This is a genomic window from Xanthomonas sp. MLO165, from assembly GCF_018831305.1.
GTDB classification, from domain to species: Bacteria; Pseudomonadota; Gammaproteobacteria; order Xanthomonadales; family Xanthomonadaceae; genus Xanthomonas; species Xanthomonas arboricola.
On the sequence record NZ_CP029263.1, the window covers coordinates 923,602 to 939,051 of the forward strand.

Consider the following 15,450-nt stretch of genomic DNA (forward strand, 5'->3'; position numbering starts at 1 on the left):
ACCTGGGGATTACAGTTCCCGTCACGCGCGACTTGTTAAAATTCAGATAATCTCTACGGATTAGACAGCCGGTTCAGCGTCTGTCTGCATTGTTCATCCAGACTTCGCATATGACCCAGCAACGCACTCTCAAGAACACCATTCGCGCCACCGGCGTCGGCCTGCATAGCGGCGACAAGGTGTACATGACGCTACGACCGGCTCCGGTCGATCATGGCGTGGTGTTCCGGCGTGTGGATCTGGAGCCGATCGTCGAAGTCCCGGCCGATGCCGAACTGGTCACCGAGACCACGCTGTGCACCGGCCTGACCTGCAATGGCGCCAAGATCCAGACCGTCGAGCACCTGATGTCGGCACTGGCCGGCCTGGGTGTGGACAATGTCATCGTCGAACTGTCCTCGGCCGAGCTGCCGATCATGGACGGTTCGTCCGGCCCGTTCGTGTTCCTGCTGCAGTCGGCAGGCATCGTCGAGCAGAACAAGGCCAAGCGCTTCATCCGTATCAAGCAGACGGTGGAAGTGCGCGAGGGCGACAAGGTCGCGCGCTTCGAGCCGTACGAGGGCTACAAGCTCGGCTTCACCATCGAATTCAATCACCCGATGATCCCGGCCAAGCAATCGCGCCAGGAAATCGAGTTCTCCACCTCGGCCTACGTCAAGGAAATCTCGCGCGCCCGCACCTTCGGCTTCATGCGCGACCTTGAATACATGCGCGAGCGCAATCTGGGCCTGGGCGGTTCGATGGACAACGCCATCGTGCTGGACGAGTTCCGCGTGCTCAACGAGGACGGCCTGCGCTACACCAACGAATTCGTGCGGCACAAGATCCTGGACGCCATCGGCGACCTGTACCTGGCCGGCGGCGCCATTCTGGGCGCCTACGAAGGCTTCAAGTCCGGCCACGCGCTCAACAACAAGCTGGTGCGTGCGCTGCTGGCGGATCAGGCCGCCTGGGAATGGGTCAGCTTCCCCGAAGGCACCGTGCAGCCGCCGGTCACCTACGCTAGCCCCGTCTACGCCTGATGTCGGGGAATGCCGCAGTCGGCGTTCAAAGTGTGAACTGCGTCGGATTACCGGCCCGTTCTTAACTTTTATTTAAGACTTCTCTAACTCCTGCGTGGCTGAGGCCCGCTAGGATGCGTCGGGTCGTGCGCGGTCTTCGCAATTCTTTCACGCTGCGGCGGCCGCTTCGCACCAGCGGCGCGGTGCTCACCGTTTGGTGGGTGGAACATCCTGCAGGGAGGCCAGCGCATCGCGCAGACCTCTGTGCGTGGCCTCTGAGACGGGGCGCGGACGCTCGCGATTCTGCTGCATTGGGGAATGCAGCGGGGTGGTGGTGGTCTTGATGGTCACCGCGGTGGCCTTCAGTCCGATGGATCGGGCGGCATCCAGTAATTGGGTCTCGGCAAGTCGCAACTTGGCATGCCAGACAGGTGAATCAACCAGAAAAACGAGCTGTTCGTCTCTGACATTGGCCAGCCGGCAACGGGTGGCCAGATGAGGCGGTAACAGGGGGCGCAACTGTCGGTCCAGCGCATCGAGCCACAACGCTCGGCGCAAGGGGTCGCCAGCCTTTTCACCCAACGCGGCCTCGATGGCCGGTTGTGGGACGGAAGGGTTGCGTGCGTTGGACTTGGGCTTGGACATGACACTCATATGGCGTTGAAGAAAGTTGTAATCAAATCTCGCGAAACCCGGGCGCAGCGGTTGGCCCGCCAGTTCCAGGGCTTTGCCGCGGATCGACCGATGGTAGTCCTCGGCGCCGTGCTTGGGCTGGGCATGTTGATCGGCATCGGTGCCAGCACCGCCACCGGCATGGTGACCAATTCCGCGTTGCAGGCCAAGGTTGCCCGGCAGCAGGCCGAGCTGGCCCAGGCGCAGCGCGCCTCGCAGGCGCAGGTCAACGCACTGGCCGCGCGCATGGGCGAGCTCCAGGCGCAGGCCACCCGTCTCAATGCATTGGGCGAGCGGCTGACCGAAATGGGCAAGCTGAAGGACGGCGAGTTCGACTTCGACGCCCCGGTCGGCGTCGGTGGCGGCGACGAGCCGGTCAGCGACATGCCGGTCGAGTCGCTCAAGCAGACGCTGGGGCAGGTCGAACAGCAGTTCTCCGCCTCCGGCCAGCAACTGAACGTGCTGGCCGCGCTGATGTTCGATCATCAGCTCGAACAGAATTCGGTGCCCTCGCGGATGCCGATCCGCAACACCTACATCACCTCCGGCTTCGGCGGCCGCGCCGATCCGTTCGACGGTGGTTCGGCCTTCCACAAGGGCGTGGACTTCCACGCCAACGTGGGCGACCCGGTGATGTCGGTCGCCGACGGCGTGGTCAGCTATGCCGGCGTGCGCGGTGGCTACGGCAACGTGGTGGAAGTGGACCACGGCAACGGCTATGTGACCCGCTATGCGCACAACTCGCGCCTGGTGGTGAAGGTGGGCGACCTGGTCCGCGCCGGCCAGCAGGTGGCCCGGGCCGGATCCAGCGGCCGCTCCACCGGCGCCCACGTGCATTTCGAGGTGTGGGCGGACGGGCGGGTGGTCAATCCGCGCAAGTTCCTGGGCGATACCAACACGCCGGTGGGCCGCCGCGGGCGCGGTTGACGACGGCGCGGGCGGCGCTTGATTCGTGAAGGCCCGCCCCAAGCTACAATAGGGTGTTGCCATCGACAGGGCGCAGTGCGCCCTGTTTCGTTTACGGCGGCCGGGTCTTGGGGACCGGCGTCGGTCAAACCGTTCCTTTTCAACCGGTTTCTTCAATGATCAACAGTCTGCTTACCCGTGTCTTTGGCAGTCGTAACGAACGCCAGCTGCGCCAGCTCAACCGCCTCGTCACCCAGATCAATGCGCTGGAGCCGACGATCGAGAAGCTCTCCGACGCCGAGCTGCAAGCCAAGACCCCGGAGTTCAAGCAGCGACTTGCCGCCGGCGAGTCCCTGGACAAGATTCTTCCCGAAGCCTTCGCGGTGTGCCGCGAGGCCAGCCGCCGCGTGCTCGGCATGCGCCATTACGACGTGCAGCTGATCGGCGGCATGGTGCTGCACCTGGGCAAGATCGCCGAGATGCGCACCGGTGAAGGCAAAACCCTGGTCGCCACGCTGCCGGTGTACCTCAACGCGCTGCAGGGCGAGGGCGTACATGTGGTCACGGTCAACGACTACCTGGCGCGCCGCGACGCCGCGCAGATGGGCAAGCTGTACAACTGGCTGGGCCTGAGCGTGGGCGTGGTGTATCCGGGCATGCCGCACAGCGACAAGCGCGAGGCCTACGGCAGCGACATCACCTACGGCACCAACAACGAGTTCGGTTTCGACTACCTGCGCGACAACATGGCGCTGTCCAAGGCCGACCGCTACCAGCGCAACCTGCATTACGCGATCGTCGACGAAGTCGACTCGATCCTGATCGACGAGGCGCGTACCCCGCTGATCATCTCCGGCCCGGCCGACGAGTCGCCGGAGCTGTACATCCGCGTCAACCGCATCGTGCCGCAGCTGACCAGGCAGGAAAGCGAAGAGGGCGAGGGCGACTTCTGGATCGACGAGAAGGGCAAGCAGGTGCATCTGTCCGAGGCGGGCATGGGCCACGCCGAAGAACTGCTGATGCAGGCCGGCATTCTCGAAAATGCCGAAGATGGCCTGTATGCCGCGCAGAACCTGAGCGTGGTGCATCACCTCAATGCCGCGCTACGCGCGCATGCGATCTATCAGCGCGACGTGGACTACATCGTGCGCGATGGCGAGGTGGTGATCGTCGATGAATTCACCGGCCGCACGTTGAGCGGGCGCCGTTGGTCCGACGGCCTGCACCAGGCGGTCGAGGCCAAGGAAGGCGTGCCGGTGCAGCGCGAGAACCAGACGCTGGCCAGCATCACCTTCCAGAACCTGTTCCGCATGTACAAGAAGCTGTCCGGCATGACCGGTACGGCCGACACCGAGGCCTACGAATTCCAGAGCATCTACGGCCTGGAAGTGGTGGTGATCCCGACCAACCGCCCGACCGTGCGCAAGGACCATCCGGACCAGGTGTTCCTCAACCGCAAGGGCAAGTTCAACGCGGTGCTGGCCGACATCGAAGACTGCGCCAAGCGCGGCCAGCCGGTGCTGGTGGGTACCACCTCGATCGAGACCTCGGAGATGCTGTCCGAGCACCTGCGCAAGGCCGGGGTCAAGCACGAAGTGCTCAACGCCAAGCAGCACGAGCGCGAAGCCACCATCGTGGCCAACGCCGGCCAGCCGGGCGCGGTGACCATCGCCACCAACATGGCCGGCCGCGGTACCGACATCGTGCTGGGCGGTTCGCTGGAAACCGAGCTGCATGCCATGGGCGACGACATCAGCGACGAGCAGCGCCTTGCGGCCAAGACCGAATGGCAGCGTCGTCACGATGCGGTCAAGGCGGCCGGCGGCCTGCACATCATCGGTACCGAGCGGCACGAATCGCGCCGTATCGACAACCAGCTGCGTGGCCGTGCCGGTCGTCAGGGCGACCCGGGTTCCTCGCGCTTCTATCTGTCGCTGGAAGACAACCTGATGCGCATCTTCGCCTCGGACTGGGTCCAGAAGGCGATGCGCATGATGGGCATGAAGGAAGACGACGTCATCGAAGATCGCCTGGTCAGCCGGCAGATCGAAAAGGCGCAGCGCAAGGTGGAAGCGCACAACTTCGACATCCGCAAGAACCTGCTGGACTTCGACGACGTCAACAACGACCAGCGCAAGGTGATCTACGCCCAGCGCGACGAATTGCTGGATGCCGAATCGGTCAAGGACAACGTCGACGGCATCCGTGGCGATGTGATCTACGACCTGGTCGCACGCTTCGTGCCGCCCAACTCTGTCGATGAGCAGTGGGACCTGAAGGGTCTGGAAGCCACGCTGGAATCGGAGCTGGGCATGCCGCTGGCGCTGAGCGAGATGGCACGCACACAGGAAGAACTGGACGCCGAGCAGATTGCGGCCAAGGTGCAGGCAGCAGTGGATGCGCACTTTGCCGAGAAGGAAGCGGCGGTGGGCAACGACACCATGCGCGCATTGGAGAAGCACGTGATGCTGACCGTGCTCGACCAGGGCTGGAAGGAGCATCTGGCCAAGATGGATTACCTGCGCCAGGGCATCTATCTGCGTGGCTATGCGCAGAAGCAGCCCAAGCAGGAATACAAGAAGGAAGCCTTCGAGCTGTTCTCCGAGATGCTGGAGAACGTCAAGCGCGAAGTGATCAACCTGCTGGCGCGCGTGCGCATCCGCAGCGAAGAGGAAGTGGCCGAGCTGGAAGAGCAGGAGCGTCTGCAGGCGCAGGCGCGCTTGATGGCCTCGCAGTTCCAGCATCAGGACGCCGGCGGCTATGGTGCCGACGAGGAAGTGGAACAGATGCAGGGCGGCAACGCCCCGGTGCCGGTGTCGCAGGTGACCCGCGACGAGCCCAAGGTGGGCCGTAACGATCCGTGCCCCTGCGGCAGCGGCAAGAAGTACAAGCACTGCCACGGTCAACTCAGCTGAGCTGAGTTGACCGTGGCGCAGCCCGCGAAGCGGGCTGCGCACCAGGCATCCGCTACGCGGATGCCTGGTGCACGGTCCTTGCTTCCGATCCCCGCGCCTTTGGCGCGCCCCCTTACCAAGGGGGCTCTGCTTACGGATGGGATCCTGAGCGGGTCTTGAAGCAGGAAAGGGGATATCGCAGACCGGGTGCGAGGCCACGCTCAGGTTTCGCCGCCCTTGGCCAACTCCCTGCGAAGCCATGGCTTGCATTGCTGCCAGGCAAGGTCGACAAGCACGGCATAGACGCTGGAAGAATCCGGCGAGTTGTCTTGCGGTGGGCCTCGGCACGGCAGGCCAGCCACGCGTTGTCCATTTCTTGTGGCGCCAACGGCGCCCGCCGCATGCAGGCGTCTCCGCCGGTGCCACTGCGGGGGCGTATGCTCGATGCACATTCTGCGTGGAGTGCGGTCATGGCGCTGCTGTCCAGCCAGCAATTGAAGGTGTTCGTGCCTGCACGCGACTACGCGCTGTCGCAGCGGTTCTATCGCGCGCTGGGCTTCGTGCAGGAGGACGAGGTAGGCAATGTGACCTGCTTCCGGCATGGCACGCATTGCGCATTCCTGCTGCAGGATTTCTATCTGCGCGAACTGGCCGAGAACCTGATGCTGCACCTGTGGGTGGACGATGCCGACAGCTGGTGGCAGCACGTGCACGACACCGGCCTGGGCGCGCAGTTCGGGGTGAGCTGCAGCGCGCCGGAAGATCGGCCGTGGGGCGCACGCGATTTCACCTTGCACGATCCCAGCGGCGTGCTCTGGCGCATCGGGCATCCACTGTAGGCCGGGATTGGGGATTGGGGATTGGCAGAAGCACACGTGCCGCGCTTTGACCAATCCCCAATCCCCAATCCCCGCCGCCAAGCGATTGCACTGAACGGCTCACTCGCGGCACTCTTGTGCCATGCCTGATTCTCTAAGATCCATCCACGTCGTTGCCGGCGTGATCACCGACGCCCGCGGCCGCATCCTGCTGACCCGCCGTACCGAAACCCGCGACATGCCCGGCCTGTGGGAGTTTCCGGGTGGCAAGCGCGAACCTGGCGAAACCTCCGAACAGGCATTGGTGCGCGAACTCAACGAAGAGCTCGGTATCGAGGCGCAGGTCGGCGAGTGGCTGATGGACGTGCCGCAGTTGTACCCGGACAAGCGGCTGCGCCTGGAAGTGCGCCACATCACCGCATGGAAAGGCAGCCCGCGCGGCCGCGAAGGCCAGGCGATGACCTGGGTGGCCGCCGACAAGCTGACCCGTTATTCGATGCCGCCGGCCGATGTGCCGGTGGTCGGTGTGCTGCGCCAGCCCGACCGCTATCTGATCACGCCCGAGCCGGCCGATGATGTGCTGTGGCTGGAAGGTCTGGAGCGTGCGCTGCAGGACGGCATCACGCGCATCCAGTTGCGTGCGCGGCAGGCCGAACCGGCGCGCTGGCAGGCCTTGCTGCAGCAGGTGGTGCGCCTGCGCGGCCGTGCGCGCGCGCAACTGCTGCTCAACCGCGACATCGCACTGGCCAGCGAACTCGGCATCGGCGTGCATCTGGGTTCGGAGCAACTGGCCAGCCTGCAGCAGCGCCCGTTGCCGGCCGAGCAGCCGGTCGCCGCTTCCTGTCACGGGCTGGAAGACCTGCGCCACGCCCAGCGTCTTGGCTGCGATTTTGCGGTGCTGGGCCCGGTGCAGGCGACCGCGTCGCATCCAGGTGCGACACCCTTGGGGTGGGAAGGATTCGAACGCCTGCGCGAGCAGGTCTCTTTGCCGATCTACGCACTCGGTGGCATGCAGGTCGACGACCTGCGCGAAGCCCGTTCGCATGGCGCGCAAGGCATCGCGGCGATTCGCGCGCTGTGGCCGCAGTGACCCTGCAGTCGGCGATCTTGGTGGTGTTCGGCGGATTGCCGGGCGTCGGCAAAAGTTCCATTGCCCAGGCGCTACTGACGCAATGCACTGCGTTTTATTTGCGTATCGATACGATCGAGCAGTCACTACGCGAAAGTGGTGTACTCGCCAACGACGTCGGAGCAGCCGGCTACATGACCGCCTACGCACTTGCCGAGGCCAATCTGCAGCAGGGTCACGTGGTGGTTGCCGATTGCGTGAACCCGTTGCCGGTCACCCGTGAAGCGTGGCGCGATGTAGCTCGTCGCACACGGAGCCGTTTGCTGGAGATCGAGGTAGTGTGCAGCGATCGCAACGTGCATCGGCAGCGCGTGGAATCGCGGCAAAGCGACGTGGTCGGATTGCGCGTGCCGGGGTGGGCCTCCGTGCTCGCGCATGATTACGTGGCCTGGACCGAGCCGCACTGGGTGATCGACAGCGCCGTGCTGAGCCCGCAGCAGGCGGTCACGCAGATCATGGGCCGGCTTGTCGTATAGCCTGCAAGCGTCACCTATGAGGCATGAGGTTCGGGGTCTCTGAGCCGATACGCTCACTGCCTCGCAGCCCACACCACCATCGTCACCATCACCGATTGCCGGGGCAATGCGCCGTCGCATGTACTTGGCCGCTGCAATCCGCTCACGCCGGGCGCTGCGCTAAAACGTCACCCAGAAGCAGTTGTACTGCCGGCGCAGCCGCAACACGCTGCTTGCTGGCGCACCGCTGGCGAGGTTCTGTTCCAGGCGCAGGCCCCAGGGGCGCGGGCGGCTTAGCGGTGCCGGGAGTGGGGCGTCGATGGCGCTGCCGTCCAGGGATGGAGCCGCTGCCGTGCCGGCATCGGCTTCCCAGGTCGGCGGATCGCGTTGCGGGTACATCGGCACGATGTCCAGCAATGGGCGTTGCACGATCGCCTCCAGCCGGCTCAGCACCTGGTTGGCAGCGGCGTCGGACTGGCCGCTCCACAGGTAGAGGCTGGAGAGCCGATTGACGTCGCGGCTGTCCACCGCCAGTTGCAGCAATGACACCAGCTCGCTCAGCCGGCGCGGGCAGCCGTAGCGATACAGGCCGGTGTTGCCCTGCGTGCGCGTGGCCGGCGGCGCGCGCGCTGCGGCGCCGACATCCTCGCAGCGGCGGTCGGTGAACATGGTCTGCCCGTCCGCTGTCACGCAGCGACGGATCTCCTGCGCCTGCACGCGCGTGGCCGGGCACAGGCAGAACAGCAGTAACAATGGCAGCAGGAGGCGAGGCATTGGCGCAGCGTAACGGGGCCTGCGTGAGCCGGCGAGCAACGCGCCGGGACCGTGGCAGCTTGCACGGCGGTTGCGCATCACGCGTGCATTTGCCGATGATGTGCCCGCGTGGAGATGCCCGCCGAGGGTATGGCTGCGAGCGGCTGGCTCAGCGCCCGAGCAGCTGCAGCACCTGCGTGGTCGGCTTGGCCAGGTTGAGCGTGTAGAAGTGCAGGGCAGGCGCGCCGCCGGCGATCAGGCGCTCGCACACGGTGGCCACCACTTCCGCACCGAAGGCGCGCACCGCATCGGCATCGTCGCCGTAGGACTGCATCTTCTTGCTGATCCAGCGCGGAATTTCCGCACCGCATTGCTCGGAAAAGCGCCGCAACTGCGAGAAATTGGAGATCGGCATGATGCCGGGGATGATCGGGATCTCCACGCCCATGCGCTGCACGGCGTCGCGGAAATGAAAGTACGCGTCGGCGTTGTAGAAATACTGGGTGATCGCGGCATCGGCGCCGGCATCCACCTTGGCCTTGAAGTAACGCAGATCGCTGAGCGCGTCGGTCGCCTGTGGATGGGTTTCCGGATACGCACCCACCTCGATCCGGAACGCATCGCCGTGCTCGGCGCGGATGAAGGCGATCAGGTCCGAGGCGTAACGTAGGTCGCCCGGATGGCCCATGCCCGAGGGCAGGTCGCCGCGCAGCGCGACGATGCGGGTACAGCCGATCGCGCGATACAGCTTGAGCAGCTCGCGGATCTCCTGGCGGCTGCCGCCGACGCAGGACAGATGCGGGGCGGCTTCGAAACCGTGCTTCTGCTTGAGGTGACGCACCGTCTCGGAGGTGTAGCTGAGCGTGGAGCCGCCGGCACCGAAGGTGCACGACACGTATTCCGGCGCATAGCCCTTCAGCCTGGCCGCCGTGCGGTCCAGCTGGGCGCGCTGGTCGTCGGTCTTGGGCGGGTAGAACTCGAAACTGAGATGCGTCATCGCGGCAGGTCCGGCGGATCGTGCCAGCATAATATCGCTTCATCGCGATGAATGCATATTTGGTTGCGGGTGTCCTGCATCCGGTTACCTCGCGTGCTGTCAGCGGAATGACGGCGCGATCTGCGGGGACCTGCAGGCGCTTGCCGCGCGGCGGCGAGCGAAGCCTTGCCTTGCAGCGGGCAGGCGAATCGCGTTTGTCGCCGCACTGGTTCAGCGCGTGATGCCGGCCATCGCGTCGTTGCCTGCCGAGGGTTGGTGTAGAGGGGTTTCGCCAGGCCTGCGTGCTATGTCGCGACCGGGCTTGCGCCGGACGTTGACGCAGGCAGCTCTACACTGGGTGCACTTTCTACGGAGTGCTGCGCATGAGCGATACCACGATGACTGCAATCGCCATTAGCGATGGCAAGGGCGATGCGGATGCACTGTACGCCAGCGAGCAGCCGCGCCCGCGTCCTGCGCCGGGGCAGGTGCTGATCCGCGTGCATGCGGCCGGGATCAATCGTCCCGATCTGCTGCAGCGTGCCGGCCACTATCCGCCGCCGCCCGGCGCGCCGCAGACGCTCGGGCTGGAAATCGCCGGCGAGATCGTGGAGCCGGCCGGTCGCTGGAAGGTCGGCGATCGGGTGTGTGCACTGCTGGGCGGTGGCGGATACGCACAGTACGCAGCGGTCGACGCGCGGCATGTGCTGCCGATTCCGCCGGGCATGGATCTGGCGCATGCCGCGGCGCTACCGGAAACCATCTTCACCGCGTACACCAACCTGTTCGAGCATGGCCGGCTGGCGGCCGGGGAATGGCTGCTGCTGCATGGCGCCACGTCCGGGATCGGCGTGACTGCGATCCAGATGGCCAAGGCCGCCGGTGCGCATGTGCTGGCGACTGCGCGTTCGGCGGGCAAGGCGACGCAGGCGCGCGAACTGGGCGCCGATGTGGCGATCGACTCCACCACCGAATCGTTTGTCGACGTGGCCAAGGCGCACGGCGGGGTGGATGTGTCGCTGGACATGGTAGGCGCTGCGGTATTCGCCGACACCCTGGAGGCGCTCAACCCGCGCGGGCGCATCGTCTATATCGCCTCGCAGGCCGGCTCGACCATCGAGGTGCCGATCCCGCTGCTGATGCGCAAGCAGGCCATCCTCACCGGCTCGACGCTGCGCCCGCGCAGTGCCGACGAAAAGGCGCGCCTGGCCGCGGAAGTGGAGCGCGTGGTGTGGCCGTGGATCGCGCAGGGCAAGCTGCGCGTGCTGCTCGACAAGCGCTTCCCGCTCGGCGAAGCCGCTGCAGCGCACCGCTATCTTGAGCAGGGCAGCCACCTGGGCAAGGTCGTGCTGGAGATGTGAGCGCATCGCAATGCGCATGCAGGTAGCTCTGTCTGCAGCCGGCGTCGCAGGCCTGGCCATACATCGGCCGCAGGCCGGGCGCCCCACCGCAGCCGCCGCCGTACTCCAGCGCAACCAGGTGGAAGGCCACGAACGGCAAGGCGTGCCGTGCAGTTGCACCGATGCAGCATGGCGGCTCTTGCACGGCCACCGGGCGGCGCAGGTATAGCAAAACAAGCAGGAGCGATGTCTCGCAGCGAACCGCAGCCTGACCTTACACTGCGCCGTTGCGTGCGCTGGTGCAGCGCGCCGCTGCACCAGTCTCCGTGCATGCGCCTGAAACGGGCGATCGCGCGGGTCCCGCCACGTCCCTATCAGCCCGAAGGTTTCGATGAAGCATCCAGACGCATTGCGCATTGCCCTTGTCGGCATCGGCAAGATCGCCCGCGACCAGCACGTGCCCACCATCGCCGCGCGTGCCGATGTGCAGCTGATGGCCACGGTGAGCCGGCATGGCACGGTCGATGGAGTGCCGGCCTATCACAGCCTGGAAGAGGCCTTCGCGGCGCATCCGCAGATTGAAGCGGTGGCGCTGTGCACGCCACCGGTCGGGCGGCACGCGCAGGCACAGGCCGCGCTGGCCGCCGGGCGCCATGTGTTCCTGGAAAAACCCCCGGCCGCCACCCTGGCCGAGATCGACGATCTGCGCGCGTTGGCGCAGCGTGCGCAACGCAGCCTGTTCACCAGCTGGCATTCGCGCTGCGCCGCTGCCGTCGAGCCTGCGCGGGCGTGGCTGGCCGACAAGCAGATCCTGCGCGCGCATATCACCTGGAAGGAGGACATTCGCCATTGGCACCCGGGCCAGGACTGGATCCTGGAGCCGGGCGGCATGGGCGTGTTCGACCCCGGCATCAATGCGCTGTCCATCGTCACGCATCTGTTGCCGCGCCCCTTCGCGCTGCGCGAAGCGGAGTTGCACACGCCCGAAAATCGCCAGGCACCGCTGTACGCCAGGCTCGGTTTTGTCGATACCGCAGGGGTGCCGGTAACGGCGGAACTGGATTTTCTGCAGACCGGCCATCAGCGCTGGGATATCGAAGTGGACACCACCGACGGCCTGCTCATGCTCAGTGAGGGCGGTGCCAGGCTCAGTATCGATGGCCAGCCGCAGCCAGTGGAAGCCGCCGGCGAATACGACGGTTTGTACCGGCGTTTCGTGCAGCTGGTGCGCGCCGGCGAATCGGAGGTGGATGTCACCCCGTTCGTGCATGTGGCCGATGCGTTCATGCTCGGCGCGCGCAAGGTCACCGCGCCGTTCGCCTGGTAGCCGGTCGCACCATCCAACGTGTTGCAGCATCCAGAACACCGGCGATAAGCCGGTGTTTTTTGTGTCAAAGGCTGGGTGTCTCTGCGACGTGCTTCAACCACGCAGCGGACGCCTCGTGCTGGCCAGACAGCTCAGCGGCGCCACATGCGTGCACCGCGCGCCGGCAGCGTGAAGGTGTAGGAGCCGCTGGAAATGCGCACCACGCTGCCCGAGCCCAGTGCATCCACATAATCCGCATTCCAGTACAGCACGCTGCCATTCATCGCCACGGTGGTGGTGACCGGATTGCCGCACTTGTTGATGCCGACGATGCCCAGGCTGCCGCGCCGGAACAGCACATGGCAGGAGCTGGACGACAGCACCTGCATGTCGCTGCCTTGCACGCCGTTGTGGAAGCCGATCATGCGGCGCAGGTCGTCGCGCAGATAGGCGTTGACCCAGCGGTTGTCGCCGCTTTCGTTGTTGTCGGTGTAGACCATCGGCATGCCGCCATTGCGGCCGATCAGATACGCGTATGCCAGCGTCTCGTCGACGGGGTCGAGGATGGCGTAGCGGAAGCCGGCATTGTTGGGGATGTCGTGGGTGACGGCGAAGGTCACCGCGCGATTGCCCGGCAACGCCTGTCCGGTGGACGCGGGATCCACCAGCTGCTGCAGGCTGGCGCCAATGGCGAATGCATTGCGCACCGCGTTGAACAACGGGAAATCGTAGGCCGCATGCGGCGTGGACTGCAGGTACGGCGCCAGGAACTGGTCGTAATCGCCATTGCCGCTGCCGCCGCCGGTGATCACTTCGCCGAACACATACACGCCGGAACGAATGCCCGCATCGAAGACCCGATTGAGATGGTCGAAGCTCATATGCTTGGCCGCATCGACACGGAAGCCGGTCACACCCAGGCCCTTCAGCGCTTGCAGATAGGCGCGCTGCTGCTGCACCACCCAATCGTTGCCGACCAGGTCGGGCAGGCCCGGATCGCTGCCGCCACCGCAAATGCGATAGGTGCGCACCTGGTAGGCGTCGTTGTAGTTGGTGATGCACTGGGCCGGGCCGAAATCGCTGGCGCTCAGGAAATTCGATTGCAAGGTGCCGAACAGACGCAAGGTGTCGTAACGGCCTGGATTCGCAGCGTATTGCGCGAGCACGGCGCTGCCGGGGTAGTTGAGATCCGAGCGTGTCGCGGCCTCGTTGGCCATGTGGTTGAGCACCACGTCGGCATAGGTTTCCACGCCGTTATTGGCCAGCGCCTGCACCATGCGCGAGAACGCGGCGGTGTCGCCCAGCGGGCCATCGATTACGCGCAGATCCTGCGGCTGGTAGCGTGCCCACCACGCGCTGCCTTGCGAGCGATACGCGGGAGCGACCAACACCTTGCGATAGCCGGCATCGGCAATCTGCTTGGCACGTGCTTCCACGGTGGCATACGGCCAATTGAAGGCGTGCAGGATCACATCGGCCTGCACATTGGCGGTGGTCAGCAGCAGCACCAGCGCGGCGAGCAGCAGCCGCGAGCTGCGTTGAAGCCGTGAGGGTGGGGGTGGAGTGTGCGTATCGCGCATCGGATGGATCTCCAGTCGGTAAGCGCGAGCACACGCATGCTGTGCGATGCCCGCATCAAGGCCTCCGGCCCCTGTTCCGGAAAGCGCGCGCACGGCGTGCAGCGCGCGGTGATGCTAAGCGTGCATCGCGGCGCAACATCGCTGTTGTGCATACGTATTCAATGCGAGTACCCGCGAAAACCCCGATGCAGGTCGCGCTTTGCGCGGTGCGGGTGGATCGCGGTACCGCGGTACGGTGCGGTGCTGCAGCCGGGGCGGCTTGGGCAGTCAGGCTGGGTGGCGCGGGGCGCGGTAAACTGGGCGCACATTCACCGGTTCCCCTCCCATGCGCAATCCGCTGCAAGAACAACTGCTCAAGGCCGGCCTGGTCAAGAAGGCCCAGGTGGACAAGGTCGCGCGCGAGCAGAACAAGCAGCGTCATGCCAAGGGCGCGGCCGTGGTGCCGGCCGAGGTCGACAAGGTGGACGCAGCGCGGCTACAGGCCGAGCGCGCCGAGCGCGATCGCGCGCTGGCCGAGGAACGCAAGCTGCAGCTGCGGCGGCAGGAAGTGCTGGCCCAGGTCCGGCAGATCGTGGAGACCAACAAGGTCAAGCGCGATGGCGAGATCGACTACCGCTTCAACGACGGCCGCGTCATCCGCAGCGTGCTGGTCAATCCCACGCTGCGCAGCCAGCTGGCCAGCGGGGCGCTGGTGATCGTGCGGCATGGCGATGGCTTCGAGCTGATTCCGCGCGCGGCCGCCGACAAGGTCTACAGCCGCGATGCGGACGCTGTGGTGCTGGATCATGGCCGTAGCAGCACGCCATCGGCGCCGGACAGCGACGACGACTATTACAGCCAGTTCAAGGTACCGGACGATCTGATCTGGTAAGTGGTCGCATGGCAGGGCTGCAGGCTACCCTGGCGTTCTTTGCCACTCACCGCCGTCATGTCCATCGTTCTCACACCGTTTGCCCGCACCCGTCTGTTTCCCCGCGATGGTCGTCGCAACGCCATCCAGGACTGCACGCCCGAGCAGTTCATCCAGCGGCTCAATGAACAGACGCCGGTGCGCGTGATCGAAGGCTATGCGCCGTTCTGCCAGCTGCATGTGCACCGCAACTGGACCTCGACGCGCTGCCTCACTGCACCGATCACCGACGACAACCGCCACCAGCTGCGCTCCGGCTACGAGGCACGCAGCACGCAGGAGTTGCCGGTGCTGGTGCGCTGGTTCGAAGGTGTGGAGCCACCGGTGGCGACGTATCTGCTGCCGATCCTCTACAGCCGCGATCAGCTGGCCAAGGAGGGCGCGCCGATCGACGCCGACTGGGGCGTGGTCGGTTGCCTCTACACCACCGAGCCGGAAGAAATTCCGATGGCGCCCATCACCATGCTGCGCAATGCACTGGGCGTGGACGAAGGCGGCTCCGGTGTGGCACTGGACCGCGATGCGTACCGGCGCAGCGTGGCGTTCTGGGAACACAATGCGAACTGGCGGCCGTAGCGGGCGGATAGCCACGGCGTGTCGTGCAATTCTTCCGCGCGGCAGGGAACGCAGCGCTGCTCTTGAACTCTGGCGTGGCGGTGCGGTGCCGCTCGCCACCGCGAGCGCTTGCTTTCGTCGAGCATAAAAACGTA

At 65.5% G+C, this 15,450-nt stretch carries 14 protein-coding genes; 10 read left to right on the plus strand and 4 right to left on the minus strand.

Features of this window, described 5'->3' with window-relative positions; translation table 11 throughout:
• The first annotated feature begins 110 nt into the window (after positions 1-110).
• Positions 111-1,022: a UDP-3-O-acyl-N-acetylglucosamine deacetylase gene (lpxC, locus tag DGN21_RS03890; protein WP_024938333.1), complete on the plus strand. Its 912-nt coding sequence runs from the start codon at positions 111-113 to the stop codon at positions 1,020-1,022.
• A 186-nt stretch (positions 1,023-1,208) separates the two neighbouring features.
• Here the strand turns inward: lpxC and DGN21_RS03895 are convergent, their stop codons facing one another.
• Entirely contained in the window at positions 1,209-1,655 is a 447-nt protein-coding gene (locus tag DGN21_RS03895; protein ID WP_024938332.1) for a DUF721 domain-containing protein, read from the minus strand.
• Here DGN21_RS03895 and DGN21_RS03900 point away from each other — a divergent pair, their 5' ends adjacent.
• The 5 genes from DGN21_RS03900 (at position 1,656) to DGN21_RS03920 (ending at position 7,896) form a co-directional block, all read left to right on the plus strand.
• Entirely contained in the window at positions 1,656-2,600 is a 945-nt protein-coding gene (locus DGN21_RS03900; protein ID WP_024938331.1) for a M23 family metallopeptidase, read from the plus strand.
• Positions 2,601-2,755: 155 nt separating this feature from the next.
• Entirely contained in the window at positions 2,756-5,494 is a 2,739-nt protein-coding gene (gene secA / locus DGN21_RS03905) for a preprotein translocase subunit SecA (protein WP_024938330.1), read from the plus strand.
• A gap of 449 nt (positions 5,495-5,943) precedes the next feature.
• Positions 5,944-6,312: a VOC family protein gene (locus tag DGN21_RS03910; protein WP_054591399.1), complete on the plus strand. Its 369-nt coding sequence runs from the start codon at positions 5,944-5,946 to the stop codon at positions 6,310-6,312.
• A 121-nt stretch (positions 6,313-6,433) separates the two neighbouring features.
• Positions 6,434-7,381, plus strand: coding sequence for a Nudix family hydrolase (locus DGN21_RS03915; protein WP_104608390.1), 948 nt, complete (start codon positions 6,434-6,436; stop codon positions 7,379-7,381).
• Between the two features lie 2 nt (positions 7,382-7,383).
• Complete coding sequence (locus tag DGN21_RS03920; protein WP_104569437.1) at positions 7,384-7,896, plus strand: AAA family ATPase; 513 nt, start codon at positions 7,384-7,386, stop codon at positions 7,894-7,896.
• 159 nt (positions 7,897-8,055) lie between these two features.
• On the opposite strand, the gene DGN21_RS03925 is transcribed toward DGN21_RS03920, so the two are convergent.
• Complete coding sequence (locus tag DGN21_RS03925) at positions 8,056-8,727, minus strand: hypothetical protein (RefSeq protein ID WP_184551432.1); 672 nt, start codon at positions 8,725-8,727, stop codon at positions 8,056-8,058.
• Positions 8,728-8,797: 70 nt separating this feature from the next.
• A complete protein-coding gene (gene metF, locus DGN21_RS03930; RefSeq protein WP_024938327.1) occupies positions 8,798-9,625 on the minus strand; it encodes a methylenetetrahydrofolate reductase [NAD(P)H] in 828 nt (275 codons plus the stop codon).
• Positions 9,626-9,987: 362 nt separating this feature from the next.
• On the opposite strand from metF, the gene DGN21_RS03935 reads away from it, so the two are divergent.
• Both DGN21_RS03935 and DGN21_RS03940 read left to right on the plus strand, forming a co-directional pair.
• Complete coding sequence (locus DGN21_RS03935) at positions 9,988-10,965, plus strand: NAD(P)H-quinone oxidoreductase (RefSeq protein ID WP_184577058.1); 978 nt, start codon at positions 9,988-9,990, stop codon at positions 10,963-10,965.
• Positions 10,966-11,335: 370 nt separating this feature from the next.
• A complete protein-coding gene (locus DGN21_RS03940) occupies positions 11,336-12,271 on the plus strand; it encodes a Gfo/Idh/MocA family oxidoreductase (RefSeq protein WP_126965304.1) in 936 nt (311 codons plus the stop codon).
• Between the two features lie 131 nt (positions 12,272-12,402).
• Here DGN21_RS03940 and DGN21_RS03945 read toward each other — a convergent pair whose 3' ends face one another.
• The gene (locus DGN21_RS03945) at positions 12,403-13,773 is read right to left on the minus strand and encodes an alpha-amylase family protein (RefSeq protein ID WP_024938324.1); all 1,371 of its coding nucleotides are present in this window, start codon (positions 13,771-13,773) and stop codon (positions 12,403-12,405) included.
• A gap of 382 nt (positions 13,774-14,155) precedes the next feature.
• On the opposite strand from DGN21_RS03945, the gene DGN21_RS03950 reads away from it, so the two are divergent.
• Positions 14,156-14,701: a DUF2058 domain-containing protein gene (locus tag DGN21_RS03950; RefSeq protein ID WP_126965305.1), complete on the plus strand. Its 546-nt coding sequence runs from the start codon at positions 14,156-14,158 to the stop codon at positions 14,699-14,701.
• A 57-nt stretch (positions 14,702-14,758) separates the two neighbouring features.
• Entirely contained in the window at positions 14,759-15,316 is a 558-nt protein-coding gene (locus tag DGN21_RS03955) for a DUF3228 family protein (RefSeq protein ID WP_054591395.1), read from the plus strand.
• Positions 15,317-15,450 lie beyond the last annotated feature (134 nt).

Excerpts from the sequence above, each read along its gene's own strand:
- lpxC (WP_024938333.1), top strand. The coding sequence starts at position 111 with ATGACCCAGCAACGCACTCTCAAGAACACCATTCGCGCCACCGGCGTC.
- DGN21_RS03895 (WP_024938332.1), bottom strand. The coding sequence starts at position 1,655 with ATGAGTGTCATGTCCAAGCCCAAGTCCAACGCACGCAACCCTTCCGTC.
- DGN21_RS03900 (WP_024938331.1), top strand. The coding sequence starts at position 1,656 with ATGGCGTTGAAGAAAGTTGTAATCAAATCTCGCGAAACCCGGGCGCAG.
- secA (WP_024938330.1), top strand. The coding sequence starts at position 2,756 with ATGATCAACAGTCTGCTTACCCGTGTCTTTGGCAGTCGTAACGAACGC.
- DGN21_RS03910 (WP_054591399.1), top strand. The coding sequence starts at position 5,944 with ATGGCGCTGCTGTCCAGCCAGCAATTGAAGGTGTTCGTGCCTGCACGC.
- DGN21_RS03915 (WP_104608390.1), top strand. The coding sequence starts at position 6,434 with ATGCCTGATTCTCTAAGATCCATCCACGTCGTTGCCGGCGTGATCACC.
- DGN21_RS03925 (WP_184551432.1), bottom strand. The coding sequence starts at position 8,727 with ATGCGCAACCGCCGTGCAAGCTGCCACGGTCCCGGCGCGTTGCTCGCC.
- metF (WP_024938327.1), bottom strand. The coding sequence starts at position 9,625 with ATGACGCATCTCAGTTTCGAGTTCTACCCGCCCAAGACCGACGACCAG.
- DGN21_RS03935 (WP_184577058.1), top strand. The coding sequence starts at position 9,988 with ATGAGCGATACCACGATGACTGCAATCGCCATTAGCGATGGCAAGGGC.
- DGN21_RS03940 (WP_126965304.1), top strand. The coding sequence starts at position 11,336 with ATGAAGCATCCAGACGCATTGCGCATTGCCCTTGTCGGCATCGGCAAG.
- DGN21_RS03950 (WP_126965305.1), top strand. The coding sequence starts at position 14,156 with ATGCGCAATCCGCTGCAAGAACAACTGCTCAAGGCCGGCCTGGTCAAG.
- DGN21_RS03955 (WP_054591395.1), top strand. The coding sequence starts at position 14,759 with ATGTCCATCGTTCTCACACCGTTTGCCCGCACCCGTCTGTTTCCCCGC.